General features: G+C 45.1%; 21 protein-coding genes. 9 read left to right on the top strand and 12 right to left on the bottom strand.

The annotated features are described in order from the left end of the window. The first annotated feature begins 50 nt into the window (after positions 1-50). Complete coding sequence (gene queG, locus G511_RS0112270; RefSeq protein WP_051221991.1) at positions 51-1,196, top strand: tRNA epoxyqueuosine(34) reductase QueG; 1,146 nt, start codon at positions 51-53, stop codon at positions 1,194-1,196. Positions 1,197-1,226: 30 nt separating this feature from the next. On the opposite strand, the gene G511_RS0112265 is transcribed toward queG, so the two are convergent. The 5 genes from G511_RS0112265 to G511_RS0112245 all read right to left on the bottom strand — a co-directional run bounded on the left by G511_RS0112265 (position 1,227) and on the right by G511_RS0112245 (position 7,044). Further along, entirely contained in the window at positions 1,227-3,068 is a 1,842-nt protein-coding gene (locus G511_RS0112265; RefSeq protein ID WP_028469886.1) for a nitric oxide reductase activation protein NorD, read from the bottom strand. An 87-nt stretch (positions 3,069-3,155) separates the two neighbouring features. Further along, positions 3,156-3,974 (bottom strand): CbbQ/NirQ/NorQ/GpvN family protein, encoded by an 819-nt coding sequence (locus tag G511_RS0112260; RefSeq protein ID WP_051221989.1) that lies wholly within the window; start codon positions 3,972-3,974, stop codon positions 3,156-3,158. Positions 3,975-4,041: 67 nt separating this feature from the next. Further along, entirely contained in the window at positions 4,042-5,490 is a 1,449-nt protein-coding gene (locus G511_RS22755) for a cbb3-type cytochrome c oxidase subunit I (RefSeq protein ID WP_084629098.1), read from the bottom strand. A 17-nt stretch (positions 5,491-5,507) separates the two neighbouring features. Beyond that, positions 5,508-5,942: a c-type cytochrome gene (locus tag G511_RS0112250; protein WP_028469884.1), complete on the bottom strand. Its 435-nt coding sequence runs from the start codon at positions 5,940-5,942 to the stop codon at positions 5,508-5,510. Positions 5,943-6,126: 184 nt separating this feature from the next. Continuing rightward, entirely contained in the window at positions 6,127-7,044 is a 918-nt protein-coding gene (locus G511_RS0112245) for a LysR family transcriptional regulator (protein ID WP_028469883.1), read from the bottom strand. Between the two features lie 74 nt (positions 7,045-7,118). On the opposite strand from G511_RS0112245, the gene G511_RS0112240 reads away from it, so the two are divergent. Further along, complete coding sequence (locus G511_RS0112240; RefSeq protein ID WP_028469882.1) at positions 7,119-8,030, top strand: DMT family transporter; 912 nt, start codon at positions 7,119-7,121, stop codon at positions 8,028-8,030. Positions 8,031-8,065: 35 nt separating this feature from the next. Here G511_RS0112240 and G511_RS0112235 read toward each other — a convergent pair whose 3' ends face one another. From G511_RS0112235 to orn, 3 genes are read right to left on the bottom strand one after another with little or no spacing between them, the layout of a single operon-like run. Further along, positions 8,066-8,305, bottom strand: a complete 240-nt coding sequence (locus tag G511_RS0112235) for a cytochrome C oxidase subunit IV family protein (protein ID WP_028469881.1) — start codon at positions 8,303-8,305, stop codon at positions 8,066-8,068. Next, a complete protein-coding gene (locus G511_RS0112230) occupies positions 8,305-8,916 on the bottom strand; it encodes a cytochrome c oxidase subunit 3 family protein (protein ID WP_211224902.1) in 612 nt (203 codons plus the stop codon). The genes G511_RS0112235 and G511_RS0112230 overlap by 1 nt, the downstream gene beginning before the upstream one ends. Next, a complete protein-coding gene (orn, locus tag G511_RS0112225; protein WP_028469879.1) occupies positions 8,916-9,458 on the bottom strand; it encodes an oligoribonuclease in 543 nt (180 codons plus the stop codon). The genes G511_RS0112230 and orn overlap by 1 nt, the downstream gene beginning before the upstream one ends. Before the next feature lie 107 nt (positions 9,459-9,565). Between orn and rsgA the strand changes: the two genes are divergently transcribed. The 5 genes from rsgA to ygfZ all read left to right on the top strand — a co-directional run bounded on the left by rsgA (position 9,566) and on the right by ygfZ (position 15,147). Next, a complete protein-coding gene (rsgA, locus tag G511_RS0112220; RefSeq protein WP_028469878.1) occupies positions 9,566-10,591 on the top strand; it encodes a small ribosomal subunit biogenesis GTPase RsgA in 1,026 nt (341 codons plus the stop codon). Positions 10,592-10,658: 67 nt separating this feature from the next. Continuing rightward, on the top strand, positions 10,659-12,311 hold the full coding sequence (locus tag G511_RS0112215) for an HDOD domain-containing protein (RefSeq protein ID WP_051221987.1): 1,653 nt from the start codon (positions 10,659-10,661) through the stop codon (positions 12,309-12,311). Between the two features lie 74 nt (positions 12,312-12,385). Continuing rightward, positions 12,386-13,198: a sulfurtransferase gene (locus G511_RS0112210; protein ID WP_028469876.1), complete on the top strand. Its 813-nt coding sequence runs from the start codon at positions 12,386-12,388 to the stop codon at positions 13,196-13,198. Between the two features lie 32 nt (positions 13,199-13,230). Next, positions 13,231-14,088 (top strand): archaetidylserine decarboxylase, encoded by an 858-nt coding sequence (gene asd, locus G511_RS0112205; protein ID WP_028469875.1) that lies wholly within the window; start codon positions 13,231-13,233, stop codon positions 14,086-14,088. Positions 14,089-14,115: 27 nt separating this feature from the next. Continuing rightward, on the top strand, positions 14,116-15,147 hold the full coding sequence (gene ygfZ, locus G511_RS0112200; protein ID WP_051221985.1) for a CAF17-like 4Fe-4S cluster assembly/insertion protein YgfZ: 1,032 nt from the start codon (positions 14,116-14,118) through the stop codon (positions 15,145-15,147). Between the two features lie 47 nt (positions 15,148-15,194). Here ygfZ and ung read toward each other — a convergent pair whose 3' ends face one another. The 4 genes from ung to prfB form a co-directional block, all read right to left on the bottom strand. Beyond that, positions 15,195-15,917, bottom strand: a complete 723-nt coding sequence (ung, locus tag G511_RS0112195) for a uracil-DNA glycosylase (RefSeq protein ID WP_028469873.1) — start codon at positions 15,915-15,917, stop codon at positions 15,195-15,197. A 15-nt stretch (positions 15,918-15,932) separates the two neighbouring features. Continuing rightward, on the bottom strand, positions 15,933-16,367 hold the full coding sequence (locus G511_RS22750) for a hypothetical protein (RefSeq protein ID WP_051221983.1): 435 nt from the start codon (positions 16,365-16,367) through the stop codon (positions 15,933-15,935). A gap of 97 nt (positions 16,368-16,464) precedes the next feature. Next, positions 16,465-17,979, bottom strand: coding sequence for a lysine--tRNA ligase (gene lysS, locus G511_RS0112185; protein ID WP_028469872.1), 1,515 nt, complete (start codon positions 17,977-17,979; stop codon positions 16,465-16,467). Positions 17,980-18,009: 30 nt separating this feature from the next. Next, entirely contained in the window at positions 18,010-19,104 is a 1,095-nt protein-coding gene (prfB, locus tag G511_RS0112180) for a peptide chain release factor 2 (protein ID WP_036551965.1), read from the bottom strand. Positions 19,105-19,254: 150 nt separating this feature from the next. On the opposite strand from prfB, the gene nhaD reads away from it, so the two are divergent. Beyond that, positions 19,255-20,745 (top strand): sodium:proton antiporter NhaD, encoded by a 1,491-nt coding sequence (gene nhaD, locus G511_RS0112175; RefSeq protein ID WP_245574003.1) that lies wholly within the window; start codon positions 19,255-19,257, stop codon positions 20,743-20,745. 26 nt (positions 20,746-20,771) lie between these two features. Continuing rightward, complete coding sequence (locus tag G511_RS0112170; protein WP_028469869.1) at positions 20,772-21,443, top strand: cytochrome b/b6 domain-containing protein; 672 nt, start codon at positions 20,772-20,774, stop codon at positions 21,441-21,443. Positions 21,444-21,446 lie beyond the last annotated feature (3 nt).

Below are 21,446 nucleotides of genomic sequence, written 5' to 3'. Positions count from 1 at the left end.
GACTCTATTCATTATAGTTGAAGCGATAGCTTAACAGGCAAGTATTGATCGTGACTGATTCTGTTTTATCGACACCTATTCAACCAGTACAGCTATCTGCTCCAGAGCTGTCTGATGAAAAATTGACGGCATTAGCGGCACAAGTCCATCTTTGGGCAGCAGAAGCTGGCTTTCAAGAATGCGGCATTGTTGATCCGGACCTTGAAGAAGACGCCAATCAATTACACAAATGGCTAGAAAAACAGTATCACGGGGAGATGAACTACCTTGCAACAAATACTGACAAGCGCCGTGATCCTTACTTACTGGTCCCTGGAAGCTGTCGTATTATCAGCGTCAGAATGGATTATACACCGCCTGCTTTTTCTTCTTTGAAGGTGCTTAATTCCCCAGAAAAAGCCTATATCGCACGCTATACGCTAGGTCGGGATTATCACAAAATGATGCGCAAACGCCTAACACAGTTAGGAAAGCGCATCGCAGAAGCCGCCGGAAATATGGGCTATCGCGCCTTTGTCGATAGCGCCCCTGTCATGGAGCGCCCTATTGCACAACAAGCCGGTATTGGCTGGACTGGAAAACATACCCTCATTCTGAACCGACATGCAGGCTCGTGGTTTTTTCTGGGTGAGCTATTTATCGATTTACCACTGCCGACAGACCCTCCTATAGAGAAACAACATTGCGGCTCTTGTACTGCCTGCCTTGATATCTGCCCAACCAAGGCTTTTACCGGACCCTATGAGTTAGATGCTACACGTTGCATCTCTTATCTAACGATCGAGAAAAAAGGCGCCATTCCAGAAGAGCTACGGCCACTGATGGGAAATCGAATCTTTGGCTGCGATGATTGCCAATTGGTATGCCCATGGAATCGCTTTGCCAAACATACGGCAGAATCAGACTTTCATCCGCGCCACCAGCTGGATGACGTCTCTTTGATTGACCTATTCAACTGGAATGAAGCGGCATTTTTAAAACGTACAGAAGGCTCCGCTATTCGTCGCACAGGATACGAAGGCTGGTTACGCAACATCGCCGTTGCTTTGGGCAATAGCGGTGGTGGAAAAGAAGTAATCGACGCCTTAAAAGCCAAACGCCCGCACTGCTCAGAGATGGTAACTGAGCACATTGATTGGGCTATAAAGCGATTATCAAACGGCCAAACGCTACTATCGCCTATTCAGCTAAAATGACTTGGAATAACCCGGCCAGCCAAAGCCTTTTTAAGAAGTGAGGCGCGCATAGAGCTGCGGTAGCTTAGCGGGCAACTCAGCGGCTCGTCTAATTAAAGTGTAATGGCCGCGCCCAAATAGATAAGGCAAATAGTCTTCTGCTTCTTCATCGATAGTGATACAAAAAGGAATGAGGCCAGCTTTACGGGCTTCGATAATGGCCATACGCGTATCTTCAATACCGTAGCGGCCTTCATAATAGTCTAAATCATTTGGCTTACCGTCAGTCAAAATTAACAGAAGCTTTTGCTTTTGAGGCTGCAAATTTAACAATTCAGTAGAACGACGAATGGCAGCCCCCATACGCGTGTAATAACCAGGCTTAATCGCTTCAATTTGCTGGCGCGCCTGGCGGCCATAAGCTTGATTAAAACCTTTAAGCATATGAAAACGTACATGGTTACGGTAGCGCGAAGAGAAGCCACATATTGAGAACTGATCACCGGTTTGCTGTAACGCTTCACTAAACAGGTACAAGCTATCCCGGATAATATCGATGACTCTTGCCTGATCACCCACCCAAGCATCGGTAGATAGTGACAAATCGGCCAATAACAAACACGCCAGATCTCTCTCTTTTTTCTCTAAGGCAGAATATAAACGCGGCTCTTCAACCTGTTGTCCAGCAGCACGTTGGCCTCGAAACTTAAGATACGCCTCAAGATCAAGCTCACTGCCCTCTTCCTGATGCTTAACCCAAGTAGACTGGGGACGTAATGCCATAAATTGACGACGTAAACGCCGCGCGGCAGGCCTGAGCCTTTCTGGCAGCTCTCCCGCATCTGTTACCGCTGCTTTAATGGTCAAAAGACTGCAGTGATCTTTCACTAATATCTGTTTTCTAAAGTCCCACTCGGGTAACAAATGCCCTTCACCTAGAATAACTTCCTCCTCTTCAGCTGAAGGAAGATCTAAATCAAAGCGAACCCTCTTAGCCGTCGTATTGTTATCACGGGTGATGGTAAGTTCATCCATCTCATTAGCATTGTTTTCCGCGTCTTGCAGGTCATCGTCTTCATCTTCAGAACGATCAAGATTGGCCACTTCAGCCACACTAAAAAGACTAGTCTCATGACGTAACGTTAGCAAACCACCTTTGTTATTATCCGCTTTTTTACGCTTAGCTTTTCGCTTACGCTGCTGTTCAGACTGTTTAGTCTCTCCTTGTGAGGAGGGCTCTTGCTGGCTAGCCGAATGACAAACTTCACTGGCAATAGCGCTTTGAGGAGGTGACGGATGTAACCACAAGAGCACTGGCAACGGATCACGCGAGCATTCACTTAACGACTCAACTGCACCTGGGGAGTACAAAGCTTTTTGAATATCTCGTTCTTGAGCGCTTTCTTCTGCATTCAACTTATCCACATTAGGGCGCAAGCTGATAGCCGCTGTCACCAAACGATGATAACGATCAACCAGACCTGGGTAGCGCTGTAGAATAAACAGCACTTGTTTCTGGCTACGGGCAATCCAACCAAGGTCATCAAAAGCGGGGGCCGTCGCCATGGCAGCTAACCAGTAATACAGTTCTCGATTGAGATCTGCCTTAGGAAATAAATTAATACAATCTGGAAGGTGTAGCGTCTCAGCGCTACGCCACGCAAGTGAGATGCGTTTACCGCTACCCGCCACTCGTTGTAGCCAGTGACGCCGCTGTGAGGATTCTGTCTGCACAGAAGCACGAATGCTCAACCTTCCATCACCACCTAAAGTACGAAAAAAAATGGAGAGAGGCTTGCGAACGCTATCTAGGGTCACGGCTTCATGTTCCCAGGCAGGGTCAGCCATTCGCCTAATCAACCGATCCCAATACTTACCTACCTGCTCTTCCATCGGATGACCTCATTAATAATACTCACAGCACAATAGAAGACACTGCTATAAGAAGTGACTGCCAAAAGAGTTACTGCCAACAAATGATTAAAAGTTAGCTCTTACCACTTCCATCAACGCAGTAATGGTATCTTCATCATCAGTGAGCGATTCAACCAAACCCGCTCTGCACGCTTCAACAGGATCAAACCCTGCTTTTATCAAGGTAGCGGCATATACCAGAAGACGTGTGCTTGCACCCTCTTCTAAATCCATATCTTTTAAGCCACGCAAACCAATAGCTAGATTAATAAGCCGTTGTGCATTGGCTGAATCTAATCCCGTTTCTGCTTCAATAACACGCTTCTCTTCTTCGGGCTTTAAGTAGTTAAAACTCATTGAAATAAAGCGCTGTCGCGTACTAGGTTTAAGTCCTTTCATCAGGTTTTGATAACCCGGATTATAAGAGACCACCAGCATGAAATTTTTAGGCGCATGCAGCAGCTCATTGGTACGGTCGATCGGTAAAATGCGACGATCATCGGTCAACGGGTGAATAACCACGGTAGTGTCTTTACGTGCTTCAACTACTTCATCCAGATAACAGATACCGCCCTCACGAACAGCCCGCGTTAAAGGGCCATCATGCCACTGAGTCATACCATCGCCGATCAGGTAACGGCCCACTAGATCAGAAGCAGTTAAGTCGTCATGACAAGAAACTGTATGCAAAGGCAGTCCCAAACGCTCGGCCATATGACTAATGAAACGCGTTTTACCACAGCCAGTTGGGCCTTTAATCAAGACTGGCAACTGGTTCTCATAAGCATGCGTAAACAGCTCTACTTCGTTATGTTGTGGCAGGTAAAAAGGCGCGGCTTCATTGTCGGCACCAAGATTCAGCTCAACTGTGTTAGCAGAAGACATAAGAAGCTCCGTAAGAATTTGAAAAAAAGAAGCGCTTTGGCTTTATCAACCAAAGCGCCGTATGAGCTTACGCTCGAGCGGTTTCTTGAGTACTTTCGTCAGTCGCTTTTGTGTTTACTTTTGCTAATACTTTTGCATTATCACGCGCGGCTTCTGCATCAGTTCCAATAAAGAAACTCCACAGATACACACCTAACCCACCCAGGAAGAACACCCCGGCCAATTCACGTAACCAAAAGAAGATAGCAATTTTGTCTTGGACAACCATAAATGGCAGCGGTGTTTCGGTATAGCGCTGTAGCCACACTTGAACAACACCGGCAGCGGTCAAGAACAAGGTGATAAACACCATGGATACCGTCATCAACCAGAAGCCCCACATTTCAGCGACCTGAGAGCGGTTACTGTTAGCAATACGACCACGCATTAACGGCATTGCATAAGAAATAATACACATGACCACCATTGCATAAGCTCCATAGAAAGCCATATGACCATGCGCAGCAGTCAACTGTGTACCGTGTGTATAGTAATTAACCGGTGCCAATGTGTGTAGGAAGCCCCATACACCTGCACCCAAGAAAGCCATTACACCCGTACCCATAGCCCAGAGAATAGCAGCTCTATTAGGATGCTCACGACGACGTTTATTCACCATATTGAAAGCAAACAATGTCATCATAAAGAATGGAATTGGCTCCATCGCAGAGAATACAGAACCCAACCACTGCCAGTACTCAGGCGCACCAATCCAGAAGTAATGATGCCCTGTACCCAATATTCCAGTAATCAGCGCCATAGCAACGATCATGTAAAGCCATTTTTCAATCACTTCACGGTCAACACCGGTGACTTTAATCAACACGAATGCCAACAATGAACCAAGAATCAATTCCCACACACCTTCAACCCAAAGATGGACAACCCACCACCAGTAGAACTTGTCACGTACCAAGTTTTCAGGATTGTAGAAAGAAAAGAGGAACATCACAGCCAAACCAATCAAGCCAATCATCAAGATGCTGCTGATAACAGTTTTACGGCCACGTAGTACTGTCATTCCTACATTGAATACAAAACCCAATGCAACAATCACAATACCGATTTTAGTAAGCAGTGGTTGCTCTAGAAACTCACGTCCCATGGTTGGCAAAATATCATTCCCGGTCATCTCAGCCAAGCGCGCATACGGCACTAGCAGATAGCCAAGAATTGTTAGTGCGCCTGCAACCAAAAAGACCCAGAAAAGCACGATGGCCAGTTTAGGGCTCCACAACTCTGTTTCTGATTCTTCTGGAATCATGAAATAAGCGGCACCCATAAAACCAAACAACAGCCAAACGATTAAGAGATTAGTATGCACCATGCGTGCAACGTTAAATGGAATCGCCGGAAACATGAAGTCCCCGATAACGTACTGCAGCCCCATGATCAGGCCAAACAAGATTTGCCCCAGAAAGAGGCCTAATGCAGCGATAAAATACAGTCGCGCAACCTTTTGAGATTCATACTTCATATTGATGCTCCTTCGCCTCAACCCTGAATATTAGGTGGCCAGTTACTGGTGTTAATTTCTGAAGTCCATTTGAGGAATTCAGCCAGTGCTTCCAACTCTTCATCTGAAAGGTTGAACTGTGGCATGCTACGGCGTCCTTCAACACCCTCTACTGGGCGATATTTGATAAATGCCATAATCGCCTCTTTGCTGCCGCCAAAGCGTGTATAGACATTACCTAGCTCCGGTGCGAAATAAGCACCTTCACCCAATAAGGTATGGCAACCGATACAGTTGTTTTCTTCCCAGACCTTTTTGCCTAGAACAACTTCTTCGGTAATATTTTCGCGATGATCCCGCTCGGGAAGCACCTTTTCAGTGTGATAAGTCAAGCCAAGAAATACCAATATGAAGAACAGACTTCCTCCATAAAAAATATTTCTTGCCATGGCTTTTGTGAATGTTTCATTCATATAAAGCTCCGTCACCCAAGAGAGGGCCAGATTGCACAGTTAAGATTCAGGTGGGGCTATTATGAAAAGTTGTGGGCAGGAAACAATTGACCAATATCAAGTAAAACCAAATAATATATTAAAAATACATCTTATTGATTAAAGCACCTCATATTCTCACTTAAATAGCCACTTAACGTGAAAGCTACTTCTGTAATAGAAGCTTGCTTAGATCCATTTTCTTAGCAATTTTAATAAATGCCAATGCCGCAGGGGAAGCTCTCTTTTTACTATGAATAGCTAACCCTATATGTCTAAAAACAGGTGGGGATAATGGTTTTACTAGATATGCTTGCTCGGTCTGTAATTGCCCCGTCTCTAATTGCTTAATGCCGGGCAAAGCAAGTTCGGCTAATATAGTGACGCCCTCATCTCTGGCCACCAACGCGAGAGTACTTATTACTTGGGCACTGCGAAAATGTACATTGGGAATGAGGTTTTCGGTATGAAACAAGGATGTGACAATTTTTGCTGAACCAGCCTCTGTCATAATAAACGGATCGTTACATAACTCATCTAAGCGAACGCTCGCTTGTGTGGCTAACGAATGGTTTGGAGGCAGCAATGCTACCATCTGATCTTTAACAAGCTCGTGTGTTTCAAAGCGCTCTTCAGGCAAGACAACAAAACCTACGTCAATACGTCTATCAAGAATCCATTGCTTTACGTCCTGATCAGGCCCTTCATCAATATGAACCTCTATCATTGGGTATTGGCGACGATACTCATGAAGTAACGCGGGTAGCAACCTTAAAGAGGAACTCGGCCCAAAGGAGCCAATGCGCAACGTTCCCGTTTTTAAACCCTGTGCATCTGCAGCCTCTTGGCGGATAGTTTCGTATAAACCCATCATTTCTCGCGCACGTAGTAATAATCGAGCGCCTACTTCAGTCAACTCAGCATCCGCTTTTAAACGTATGAATAGCTGCACATCTAACTCTTTTTCAAGCGAGCGAATCGCATGTGACACAGCAGACTGGCTAATACCCAGATGCAATGCAGCCGCTGTAAAGCTGCGATAATCAGCAACCATCACAAACGCTTCTAACTGATTATTTGTCATGAGTAATCGCTCATTTTACTATGAAGTTACATGAAGTAGATTATGTAGCTTATTTCATCTCTGGATACTTTTCCATGACAGCACCTGTATCAACAGCACCATTAATAGGCATTTATCTGAAGCTAATAGTAGTAGCTTTTGTCTGGGGAGGTACATTTATCGCTGGGCACTCTTTGATGGAAACACTACCGCCTATGGCCGCTGCTACTGGAAGGTTTTTTGTAGCCGTCATATTACTTATCGCTTGGGCTTACAAAACTGAAGACGGACTACCCAAGCTAACCGTACAACAACTATTAGTCACTTTCTGCTTAGGTGCTACCGGCGTATTTCTCTACAACTTATGCTTTTTTGCGGCACTATCAACGCTTCCAGCAGGGAGAACAGCCTTACTTGTTTCACTAAACCCAATTACCACCGCATTAATTCTCGGCCTCCTATTTGGTGAACGCCTAGGAATGACTCGTTGGCTGGGAATCGCACTGGCTTTCATCGGAGCCGCTATTATTGTCACTCGAGGAGATCTGTCAGGCGCAGCACACAACTTGTCTAACGCGTTTGGCCAAGGGGAGATTTATATGTTGTGTGCTGTCATGAGTTGGGCGACATATACCATTATTGGGCGTTATGCGCTCAAAGGCCTTAGTGCTCTCGCAGCGACGACTTATGCCGCATTATGGGGGTTGCTTCTGCTAACGGTGGCGATGCTATTAAACCCTCCTCCGATAGATTTCAATCAACTCTCTTGGCTGTCTGTTGGAGCGATCATCTATTTGGGAGCATTTGGCACAGTCATCTGCTTTGTATGGTATTACCAAGGCGTCAAAGCAATTGGCGCCTCAAGAACAGTGGTTTTTACCAATCTAGTACCTGTTTTCGGTGTATTACTGGCCATGTTGTTATTAGGGGAGCCAATATTAATATCTATGTTACTAGGAGGTGCGCTGGTGATTGGTGGCGTTACGCTAACCAATAGATCATCATAAATTGATTATATGCTTACCAAGAACACTCAATACTTTTATAGCAATAAAAGCGCTATCAGAAGAACAAGTACAGGTGAATACAGCATCAAACCTCGCTGAATCAGATGCTTCACACCGGCTAATTCCATGAATCCTGCGACAATCAGTACGCCTTTTATGGCTGATATCATTAATACCAGCATGATAACTTCTGAGCTCGGCTGCACTTCACCTAACATAAACATGGTTAAGGTTAAGAGAATTAATATCAGCCAAATAGTGAAAGGATGCTTCATCAGTGAATCACATAAATCAGAGGAAAAAGGATAACCCAAACCAGATCGACCATGTGCCAATAACATGCGCCACTTTCCAAACCACTCATTTGCGCTGGTGAATATGCGCCGCGCCATAAACGTACTGACATAAATACCAAAATCACGATACCCAACACAACATGCAATAAGTGGAAACCTGTTAACAAAAAGTACCCTGTATAAAAATGGTTTGTATCAAGGTCATAACCTTGCTGAGCTAACTGCTGGTACTCCCATAATTTAACAACAATATAAATAGCGCCTACGGGAATACTTAGTAATAACCACCACAGCGCACTAGCGTGACGCTGGCGAATGGCATGCACAGCCTGAGCAACACATGCGCTCGATGTGAGTAGCGCTAGCGTATTCAGCAAGCCGGCTTGAGGGTGCAGTGTTTGTTGGCCTGCTAGAAAAAGATCCGCATTACTGCTTCGCATATAACTAAACAATAGAAACAGCAATGCAAATACAGAGAGCTCAGCAATGATAAAAATCCACATCGCTAGGTCGCCGGGCATTAACGGACCGCGAACGTTATCTAGCGGCACGCTCACTGACACAGCAGAATCTGAAGGAAGTAAGGACATTATTCTTTAAAAAAATTCGCTCGATAGTGTTGTAATTCGGCAATTGAGTCACGGATATCATCCATGGCCAAATGCGACCCTTGCTTAGTGAAATGGCTTAATAGTTCAGGCTTCCAACGACGTGCCAACTCTTTTATGGTGCTTACGTCTAAATTACGATAATGAAAGTAGTTTTCCAGTTCTGGCATATAACGATTTAAGAAGCGCCTGTCTTGACCAATGCTGTTACCACAAATCGGAGATGCGCCTTTATCCACATACTCAGCAATAAAAGCGATGGTTTGTTGCTCAGCTTCACGCTCGCTAACATTGCTTTCGTGTACCCGCTGAGTCAGACCAGACTTGCCATGTTGCTTAACGCACCACTCATTCATATTATCCATAACCGCTTCGGGTTGATGAATAACCAATGAAGGCCCTTCTGCCAGAACGTTTAGATTAGCATCCGTCACAATCGTTGCTATCTCGATAATATAATCAGTATCAGGATCCAAACCGGTCATTTCCAGATCGATCCAGATGAGATTATCTTTACGCGACATATATATTCCTCTTAATTAAATTGATAGCACTCTATAATGATTCACAATTCAGAATACCTTACCACGAAGCACGATATTTCGGTGAGATGACTAGGTAGTTATTTTTAATGGCAAAACGTAAAGTTAATCGCCGTCAGGCATGGCGTATAGAAAAAGTACAACAAGAACGTGCCGACCGTGCGGCACGTAAAGACAGCAAGGTAGAGAAACAGCTAGAAGGAGGGGACCTTGGCCCAGAAGAAGAAGGGCTGATTATTTCCCACTTTGGCAAACAGGTTGATGTAGAAGCACGCGATGGAGAGAAAGCCGGCCAGATCTTTCGCTGCCACCTGCGTACTCACTTAGGCCAACTCGTCACAGGTGATAGAGTTGTCTGGAGGGCAGGACTTGAGCACGGTGTTGTGGTTGCCTCCCTGCCCCGTACCAGTGAGTTAATTCGCCCAACCAACCACGGAGAACTTAAACCTGTAGCGGCTAATATTGACCGACTTATTATCACTTTTGCGGTGGAACCAACCCCCTTCGCTAACTTGATCGACCGCTACTTAGTTGCCGCAGAGCTCAGTGAAATAGAACCTGTTTTGTTATTAAACAAAGCTGATTTAATTACTGATGATAATCGACAGGAAATGGATGATCTCTTAGCTAGGTATCGTAAGATTGGCTACCGGGTACTCATGGCATCTACAACGCTTGAACAAGGACTCGATCCTTTACTCGCCGAACTGGATGGAAAAATTAGCGTATTTGTTGGTCAATCGGGTGTAGGCAAATCATCTTTAATTAATGTATTGCTGCCAGGTGTCGACATAAAGGTAGGTGAATTGTCAGAACTGTCCCGTAAAGGAAAGCATACGACGACGACAGCACGCTTATTCCATTTCCCTAAAGGAGGAGACCTTATCGACTCCCCAGGAATAAGAGAGTTTGCACTGTGGCACATTAAGCCCGAAAAATTGCTCGATGGCTTCGTAGAGTTTCGTCCTTTTATCGGGCACTGCAAATTCAGAGACTGCAAACATGACCAAGAGCCGGGGTGCGCTATACTGGGAGCTATCGAGAACGGTGACGTCAGTGCTAGCCGCATGGAAAGTTACCAGCGTATTTTAGGATCGCTGTTGGAGCAGGGATAAATACCACCGGGTTTTGCTACATTGTTTTAGGTAACACTACATTTAAGTACCAACAAAGAGAGTTGTGATGGAAGAGCAGGCACAGATTCAGGAAGCTGAAGAAGGGAGCAAGATCCTCTATGGCGTTGATGCCTGGGTGGATTACCTCAAAGACAAATCTTTCCCTGTGCGTGCCAGCAGCCTCAAGCGTTTAAAAATACTGCTTAGCAAAGACTCAACCATGATCAGCCATTTAACGGCACTGGTTCGATCTGACCCAGTATTATGTCTACATGTGGTAAGGGCTGCTGAAAAAAAACATGCAAAAAAAGGCTCCCACGTAACCAGTATTGAGCATGCCGTTTCCTCTCTAGGAATAGACCCATTAATTCAGCTGTCCAAAACACTTCAGCCGGTTAAGCTTAACCCATCGAGTGTGCAGCAAAAGCAATACTTACGTACCGTAGCTAATAGCCACCACGCAGCAATACAAGCGCGTACTTGGCAACAGATGAAGCGCCTTCCATTTACCGAAGAGGTCTATCTAGCGTCTCTTTTTTACAGCATAGGCTTATGGGCATTATGGCTAAATGCGCCCTTGCACATGCACAAAGTACGTATAAAAATATGGGAAGAGAATATTGATCCAACCTTAGCCGAGCACGATATCCTGGGTTGCACCATGCAACAGATATCCATGGGCTTATCTGAGCACTGGGGATTTTCTGAACTTACATTACAAGCACAAGACCCAGATACATCACCCTCTAAAGGCCTGCTGAATAAGCTACATCAAAGAGCCTTAAGTGACCCGCGCCTAAGTGCGGAAGAGCTACGTGAGCTTAACCATTTGACGCAAGAACGTCACTTTCCAATAAAACTCGCTAACTGGCTTTCCTTGATCGTTAGTCGTGGCTGGCGCACGACTCGTAATATCAAAACAACGGATATCATCAGCGATTACCTTGGCTTAGATACCGATAAAACGTTGGCACTGCTACATACTTTGTGTGCAGAAGCATCTAGAGAGTACCACGCACCAGGAACTCTCGCCCCTGCCGCTGAAATGCTGATGATTTCATCGTCATACCCAAATAACTATAAACTGGGTAAACGTGAGCTTGAACTTCTCACACCTAAGTACCCAATACCTGAAAAGCCAAAACCTAAAAAGAAAAAAACGCCAACCAAAGTAAAACCTAAAGAACAAGTACTCACACACACTCCTGAAACATTGCTGGATGAAGTTATCTACAAACAAATCGTTGAACGCTTTGTGAAGGACTACCACTTGTATACAAAGCCTGCGCATATTCTTCAGGGGCTGATGCAAGGTCTAGTGCAAGGTTTAGGCTTACAACGCATCGCACTAAACTTAGTGAATACTAAAAGCCATAAAATGAAAACTGCACAAGTTGTCGGCATAGATAAAGAGCACCCTTTTGCTAGCTACCAAATAGATTTACAAATCCCGAGTATCTTTAAAAAGCTATGCGACAAACCTGCATGCATCTGGATTACAAACGAAAATAAGCAACAATATACAAAGCTAATGCCTGATGCCTATAGCAGCCAACTTCCTGAAAGTGACTGTCTAATGATGTCAGTTTTCCGTGGCAAGGTACCCGTCGCCATTATATATGCGGACGCAGGTGAAACTGGCTTACCCTTCACCGCATTTCATCATCAGCGCTTTCGCTATCTCTGTTCTGCGGCAACACTGGCACTAAAACGTATGTAAAAGAAGTTTTTCAGATTGAGCCATCACTCACAAATCGTTATGATCGATTTCCGGCATTTATGCGAGAGACAAATATGCTTCTCCCTCTGGTTATTGATCCAACCCAACTTTTTTCCGTTATCAACGAAGAAAACCTTATTATTCTTGATCTTTCTTCACACGATAACTATATGCAACAACACATCCCAGGCGCCATCTGGGCTGATGCTAGCCGCTTGTTATGTGGTACAGCCCCCATCGCCAACAAACTGCCTAATAACCAGCAGCTATCTCAACTATTTTCTGATATCGGCATTACTCACAACAGTCACGTCGTCGTATATGATGATCAAAATGGCCCGTTAGCTGGGCGCTTTATCTGGACAATGCACTGTGCAGGGCTAAAAAATGCGTCATTTCTCAATGGCCAGCTGTCTGCATGGAGTTCTGCGGGTTACTCCACAGAACAAACCAACAATGAAGCAACACCCTCTACGCTAACAGTATCCGCTTCTAGCGAGCTTATCGCAGATAAAGACTATTTATTAGCGCACATACAGACTAACGACATCTCTATTTGGGATGCACGCTCACATGCAGAATATACAGGCCAACGAGTTGTTAATGCTGTAAAAGGGGGGCATATCCCTGGCGCTCACTGGTTAGAGTGGACTGATACATTAGCGCAGCAGCACCCGCCTTTATTAGCTTCTCCTGAAGCACTGATGAAAATGATCACTTCCGCAGGTATTGATCCTGACAAAACAGTTATCACTCACTGCCAAACCCACCGTCGTTCAGGCCTCACTTATATTGCCGCACTCCATGCGGGTCTAAGTAAGGTAAAATGCTATGACGGCTCTTGGTTCGAATGGGGAAATGCACAAGACACCCCCGTCGAAATATAAACACATACTTTCGTTACTTTTTGGAGTTTTTGGTGAAGCAGCAACTTTTTATTCTTTTTCAACATGTGGTTCCTCAACACTTGCTATCTCGTTTGGCTGGCCGTCTTGCAGACTGCACAAACCCTTGGGTTAAAAATCGTTTTATAAGCTGGTTTGCGAAAAAGTACCGTATCAATATGGCAGAAGCCTTAGTAGAAGAGCCAACAGCATACCCCTCTTTTAATGCCTTCTTCACCCGCGAGCTAAAACCAGGGATCCGCGAGATCGATCAAGCTGCTACTGCTATAGTATCTCCGGCAGATGGTGCTATCAGCCAAATGGGCGCCATTGAACACGGTAGAATCTTCCAAGCAAAAGGGCGAGGTTATGGCCTAACAACATTGCTAGGTGGCTATGAAGAACTCGCTCCCCCCTTTAAAAACGGTTATTTTGCCACCATATACTTATCACCAAGAGACTACCACCGTGTACATATGCCATTTAAAGGCACACTACGTGAAACCGTTTATGTACCGGGTGACCTATTCTCAGTAAACCAAACGACCGCAGAAAATGTAGATCAGTTGTTCGCCCGTAATGAACGCCTAGTAGCTATATTTGATACAGAGGCCGGACCAATGGCGATGATATTAGTCGGCGCAATGATCGTCGCGGGTATCGAAACAGTATGGGATGGACAAGTAGCACCCGTGTTAAAACAAACAGTGCGAACCCCCTACTCCCCTGAGCCTCAAGCCCCTATCACATTAGAAAAAGGCGAAGAGATGGGACGTTTCAAACTCGGTTCTACTGTTGTTTTATTATTTGGCCCGAATGCCATTGAATGGATAGATACATTAAAAGCTGAGTCTGCAGTAAAACTTGGCGAAAAGATGGCGACTCACCAATAGCGCACCCGATTACACAGGATAGATACAATGAGCCAATGGCAAACACTATTGCACACATATCAAGCCACACTTTCTGAGCAGGGCGACGAAGTAATCACGGTTGCAGAGCATGATAGTCAAACATGTATAGTCCCACTTGTTCATAACAAAGCCATCAGTATTTTAGGCCCTGAAGCAGAAAAATTCCTCCAAGGCCAACTCAGCTGCGACATGAGCGATGTCAGTGATTTAGGCAGCCGTTTAGGCGCCCACTGTAATATTAAAGGCGGCATGTTAGCGCTGTACCGTGTTATTTCTACAGAAGGTGGTTTCTGGCTACGTACGCATCAAGATATGCTAGAAGGCGGTCTGAAAAATCTTAAAAAATACATCATGTTCTCTAAGGCTGAAGCCGAAGATCAAAGCGATAATATCATTGGATTTGGGCTTATAGGGCCAGGCGCTAGCACGTTAGTTGAGAAGTTATTTGATAAAGTGCCCTCTGAAACCGACAAAGCCATTCACGCCGGTAATAAGATCGCCATCAAGGTGCCTGGCGACCGTTACGAACTTTGGCTACCAGTAGCAGAGGCAGAAGAGGCATTAACACAGCTCACACGACTCGCTCCTCTAGGCACAACTCAAGAATGGGTTCTTGCAGAGATTCAGGCGGGCATTCCTGACTTGCGCAGCGCTACGCTAGAAACTTTCATCCCACAGATGACTAATTTGCAGGCACTGAAAGGAGTTAGCTTTACAAAAGGATGCTACACCGGTCAGGAGATAGTTACGCGCCTACAACATCGCGGTAAACTGACAAAGCCCATGTACCTCGCACAGGTAAAAACAGACAAACTACCCAACGCGGGTGATCAACTGCATAGCATTAATAAGAATAATGTTGGGCAGGTCGTTTTAGCCAGTTGGTCTGATGAAGGCGAAGCAATCTTATTGGCAGTCATCAATAAAGCGCAAGCTGACGAACACGCTATTCACCTAACCGATACTCTAGGTCCTGAATTGCAGCTGCAACCCCTGCCTTATGAGCTAGACCCTGAGTTGTTTCTCAGTAAAAGATAAAGCGCATCAGAACAGAGTCGCCTCGTGCGGCTCTGTTAATCACCACATTAAGACCACAACTCTCCCTGAGAATGCGAAGGCTCTGTAATCACTTCATTTTCTAGCTGCCAATGTATTGGTTCTAGCCCTTGCTGCTTCAAATAAATATTGGTTTGGCTGAAGTGATGACAGCCAAAGAACCCTCTATGAGCCGCTAACGGCGAAGGATGCGGAGCCTTGAGTACTAAATGGCGCTCCTCATTAATCACTGCTCCTTTTTTCTGCGCATAACTACCCCAAAGTAGAAATACAACGTGCTCGCACTCTTGATTGACCACCTCAATCACTTTGTCAGTAAACTGCTCCCAACCTTTCTTTTGATGAGAAGCAGCACTAGAATCCTCGACGGTTAGCACCGCATTGAGCAACAGAACACCTTGTTGTGCCCAGTTTTCTAAACAGCCATGGTTAGCCCGAGGAATCGCTAGATCACTCTCTAGCTCTTTGTAAATATTGAGCAACGAAGGCGGTATTTTGCCCCCCCCCTTCACCGAAAAACTAAGGCCATGCGCCTGCCCCGGCTGATGATATGGATCTTGCCCCAGAATCACCACTTTGACTTTATCCAAAGGTGTCGCTTGTAACGCTTGAAACCAGTGCTCTTCTGGCGGAAAAATGTCTTTGCGGTTGCTCTGTTCTTGCTTCAAAAACAGCTGTAATGCTTTCATATACGGCGCTTCGAATTCACCAGCCAAATGCGGTTTCCAACTTTTTGCAGCGTCTAACACCATACCATTCCCACCTGTTTACTTATCACTATTATCGATATCAGCATTCACTAGCGTCTCATGCGTTATAACACCACGGTGCCAAAGCGAATAATAGCGCAACTTACCTGGCGCATGCGCAATGATGCCAGAGACCACTATAATGATGATAAAAATTAACGGATCTACCTTTGGAGAAAAAACTGCCGCCAAACCGAATAGTGCGACTTTTAATAAAATAACTTGCCCACGTAACTGCAACAACCAGATGGTATCAAGGTAAATCTCTTTCAACACCATCAAACCGCCACTCACCAGCGTTATCAACAGGTAGCCATGCCACTCAGCCTGCGGCAAAGAGAATAGATAAGCACCTGATAGGCCGCAAATGCCCACCAAGTGCATACACCTAAGCCCAATACTTAACCAACGTTTAGCAGGAATACTGCGCTGTTGAATGAAAAAACTATGCATGGATATTCCCGAATAGCTGATACCGCACAATAACATCTTTCTAAATAGCGCTCATAAAAAAAGCTGCCAAAGCAGCTTTTTTTAAGATCAACGATTCCTAAGCACGCGGACGCATAGCTGGGAAGAAAATAACATCTCGGATAGAAGGCGAGTCAGTAAACAGCATTACCAAACGGTCAATACCAATACCTTCACCGGCTGTTGGTGGCAAGCCATACTCTAGCGCGTTGATGTAGTCTGCATCGTAATGCATTGCTTCATCATCACCCGCTTCCATCTCTGCAACCTGCGCTTTGAAACGTTCAGCCTGGTCTTCAGAGTCATTTAACTCCGAGAAGCCATTTGCTAGCTCACGCCCTGCTACGAAGAATTCAAAACGATCGGTCACGAATGGGTCATTGTCACTACGACGTGCCAACGGAGAAACTTCTGTTGGGTATTCCGTGATAAATGTTGGCTGTTGCAACAAATGCTCAACCGTTTTCTCAAAGATTTCGATCTGTACTTTACCTAAGCCCCAACCATCTTTGACATCAATATCCAGACGCTGTGCAATCTGACGTGCCGCATGATCATCTGCCAATGCTTCAGCAGTAATATCTGGGTTGTACTGTAGAATTGAATCAAAGACGCTCAAACGAGTAAAGGGTTGTGATAAGTCATACTCGAAAGTCTCAAGCACTTCGCCGTCGTCATTGCGCACAGTGTTTACGATGGTCGTTGTACCCAACACATCTTGAGCCACTTGGCGCAACATATTTTCAGTCAAATCCATCAGGTCTTTGTAGTCAGCATACGCCTGATAAAACTCAATCATGGTAAATTCAGGGTTATGGCGCGTTGAAAGACCTTCATTACGAAAGCTACGGTTAATTTCGAAAACACTCTCAAAACCACCCACAACTAAACGCTTTAAATACAGCTCAGGAGCGATACGCAGATACATGTCACGATCCAGCGCATTATGATGTGTTATAAACGGACGTGCCGTCGCACCACCCGGAATAACCTGTAGCATAGGTGTTTCAACTTCGATAAAGCGACGTTCAGTCAGGAATTTACGAATACCTGACACAATTTTAGAACGTGCTTCGAAAACTTTACGAGACTGCTCATTAGTGATCAGGTCGACATAACGCTGACGGTAACGCATCTCAGTATCCTGCAAGCCTTTGTGCTTATCAGGTAATGGGCGCAAATTTTTTGTCAGTAGTTGATACTCACCCAAGTCCACATACAAGTCGCCCTTGCCTGACTTGTGAAGAATACCCGTTACACCAATGATGTCGCCTAGATCCAAACTTTTGGCAAACGGGCGTGCGTCTTTATTCACGTAAAACTGAATACGTCCACTCACATCCTGAATAACACCAAACGCTCCACGGTTAAGCACAACACGCCCCGCAATACTGACGGTATGACCTGCTGCTTCTAGCTCTTCCTTGGTCTGTTCGCCATACTGCTCTTGCAAGTCTTGTGCATAGCTGTCTCGACGAAAGCTATTAGGAAAAGCATTTCCCGCTTCACGCAAAGCATTCAGTTTTTCCCGACGCTCTGCAACCAGTCGGTTTTCATCTTGTTTCTGATCTTGCTTCTGATTGTTGTCAGACATGGGTGTGGTGAACCTTTAAGTTAATAGTTTTTACAAACCAGCTTTCAAGCTAGCTTCAATAAATAGATCGAGATCGCCGTCCAGTACTTTGTCACAGTTGGAAGACTGCACATTGGTACGTAAATCTTTAATACGCTGATCATCCAAAACGTAAGAGCGAATTTGACTTCCCCAGCCGATATCCGCTTTGGAGTCTTCCAGCTCTTGTGCAGCTTCGCTACGCTTAAGCATTTCCATCTCATACAACTTAGCGCGCAACTGTTTCATACAGGTGTCTTTGTTTTGGTGCTGTGACCGCTGACTTTGACTCTGCACCACAATCCCGGAAGGTCCGTGAGTAATACGTACGGCGGACTCAGTACGGTTAACGTGCTGACCACCCGCACCCGAAGCACGGTAAACATCAACGCGCAAATCTGCAGGGTTAATGTCGACTTCAATATTGTCGTCAATCTCAGGCGAAACAAATACCGAGCAAAATGAGGTATGGCGACGACCACCTGAATCAAAGGGTGATTTACGAACAAGGCGATGCACGCCAGTTTCAGTGCGTAACCAACCAAAGGCATACTCACCTTCAAAGCGAATAGTCGCTGATTTAATACCGGCAACATCACCATCAGAGGCTTCAACAAGTTCTGTTTTAAAGCCCTTATCTTCTCCCCAGCGCAGATACATGCGCAGCACCATATTGGCCCAATCTTGCGCTTCTGTACCGCCAGAGCCTGACTGGATATCCAAAAAGGCATTATTCGGGTCAACTTCACCCGAAAACATACGGCGAAACTCAAGCGTTTCAAGCTTCGCCATTAAACCACTGACCTCAGCGATGACCTCTTCGACGGTTTCTTCGTCATCTTCTTCAACAGCCATATCCAACAACTCGCGAGTATCGGTCGCGCCATGCTTTAGCGCATCCAATGTACTGACGATGGCATCTAATGCCGAACGCTCTTTACCTAGCTTCTGAGCATTGTCAGGATCATTCCAGACCGCTGGGTCTTCAAGCTCTCGTTCTACTTCTTCCAGGCGCTCTTTGGTGCCTGGATAATCCAGATAGCTATAAAGCGATGCCGTTCGCTCACCGATATCCTTCAAGTCATTTATGATCGGATTGACTTCCATCGTTAATGCCCAACACTCGCAAATTCAAAAGGGGAAGTATTTTAACCGATACGCGCCCGGCTTTAAATCTTTGTAACAGTTATCTGTTAATTGTATTTTTTTTGCAGCGCACAATTCGACTTTTCAACTGAGATATATGAAAATAATTTCATGAAAAAACTCCTAACCCAACATAACTACATCTCTCTACTCGTAGTTGCTCTCATGCTAGTTCTGTTGGCATCAATGTTGTACACGCCAGCATGGGCTTTTACCGTCAATAAAGAGCAGCAGGATATAGACCTTACTGGCTCAATATTTGGATATTTATCACTACTTATTTTTTTCGTAGGTTATCTGTTTGTATTAGGTGAAGAGTTTACGCGCTTGCGTAAATCAAAACCGATCATCATTGCGGCTGGCTTCATATGGCTTATTGTAGGCATTGGCTATGCGGTGCATGGCGACACCGAAACAGCAGGCATTGCGGTTCGACACAACATTCTTGAATACGCTGAACTATTTTTATTTTTGCTCGCAGCGATGACTTTTATCAACATGATGGAAGAGCGCAATGTTTTTGCTGCCTTACGTAGCTGGCTGGTGCTTAAAAACTTCTCTATTTTGCAAATTTACTGGATTACCGGCACGCTGGCGTTTTTTATCTCGCCACTAGCGGACAACCTATCCACAGCCTTATTAATGGGCGCTGTCGTTTTAGCGGTAGGCAACAACTACACTAAATTTGTGACCGTCGGTTGTATTAATGTTGTCGTAGCCGCTAATGCAGGCGGGGCATTTAGCCCTTTTGGCGACATCACCACATTGATGGTCTGGCAAAAAGGCATCGTGCAATTTGAGGAGTTTTTTAACTTATTTATCCCTTCACTGGTCAACTGGCTTGTACCTGCACTCATTATGTCATTTGTAGTTGAGAAAGCGCCTCCGGCACTTAGTAAAGAACAACAACAAAATATGAAACGCGGCGGCAACACTGTTATTTTACTATTTCTTATGACAATAGCAGTTTCGGTGAGCGCGCATAGCATCTTAAACTTACCGCCAGTGCTGGGCATGATGACGGGGTTAGGCATACTAAAACTCTATGGATATTATCTATGCCAGCATGAACCCTCTGTGATTGACCATGGCCACATTCATCACCATCACAAAGACAATATCCAAGACATGCGCAACGTACGTGGTGACCATACCGACGTTATACGCCGTTTTGATATTTTTAATGTCGTAGAACGAGCCTCATGGGATACCTTGATGTTTTTCTATGGTGTGGTTCTATGTGTTGGCGGGCTATCGACACTAGGGTATCTTGCCCTGTTATCTGACAAGCTATACGGGTCACTGGGTACAATTTGGGCCAATTCCTTGATTGGTGTTCTCTCTGCTGTTATCGACAATATACCCGTGATGTTTGCCGTACTTACCATGAACCCTGTGATGAACACTAATGAGTGGCTTTTGGTAACCCTCACCGCTGGTGTGGGTGGATCACTACTTTCAGTTGGTTCGGCAGCGGGAATCGCCTTAATGGGCCAAGCCCAAGGAACTTATACCTTTATAAGCCATCTGAAATGGAGTTGGGCCATCGCCTTAGGTTACGTACTCAGCATCTTCACTCATTTATGGATAAATGGAACATAATCATGCCCGACCTTCTCAGAGCCCACATGAGCACCACCAAAAAATACGCCATTAAAGTATGGGATATTTCCATTCGTATCTTTCACTGGTCTTTGGTCGCTGGTATTGGCTTTTTATGGTTTTCAGGGGAAGAAGGCGGCAATATCATGACCTGGCATGTTTATATTGGCTGCGCCATGTTGGGGCTAATTGTATATCGGATTTTTTGGGGGATTATCGGTAGCCCTTATGCACGTTTCTCAGAATTTTTTAAAAGGCCTTCTCATACCTTCACTTACCTAAAAAACATCCTAAAAGGCGAAAAAACAGATTACCTAGGGCACAACCCGCTCGGTGGCTGGATGGTCATCATACTTATGATTTTGATATTTACTCAAGCGTTTAGCGGGCTATTCAGCAGTGATGATATTTTTACAGAGGGGCCTTTTTACTCTCTCATTAGCAGTAAAACCAGTGAGCTATTTACATCTATTCATCATCTTAATTTCAATGTCCTTCTTGCGGCGATCGCTCTACACATTGGCGCTGTTGCTTACCATGTACTCATCAAGAAAGAAGCATTAATAAAAAGTATGCTAACAGGGGAAAAGCAGTCTCCTCGGCCTAGTCGTATAAACACACGCCCTAACTACTTTTTTATGCTGCTATCCGCCAGTGTTGCGGCAACGGTTGTTTACCTTCTGATCAGCCAGGCCTAATTT

Origin of the sequence: Neptunomonas japonica DSM 18939 (genome assembly GCF_000422765.1) — a bacterium.
GTDB classification, from domain to species: Bacteria; Pseudomonadota; Gammaproteobacteria; order Pseudomonadales; family Balneatricaceae; genus Neptunomonas; species Neptunomonas japonica.
Note: the sequence above shows the minus strand (reverse complement) of the source record. Positions and strands in the feature narration are given on the sequence as shown.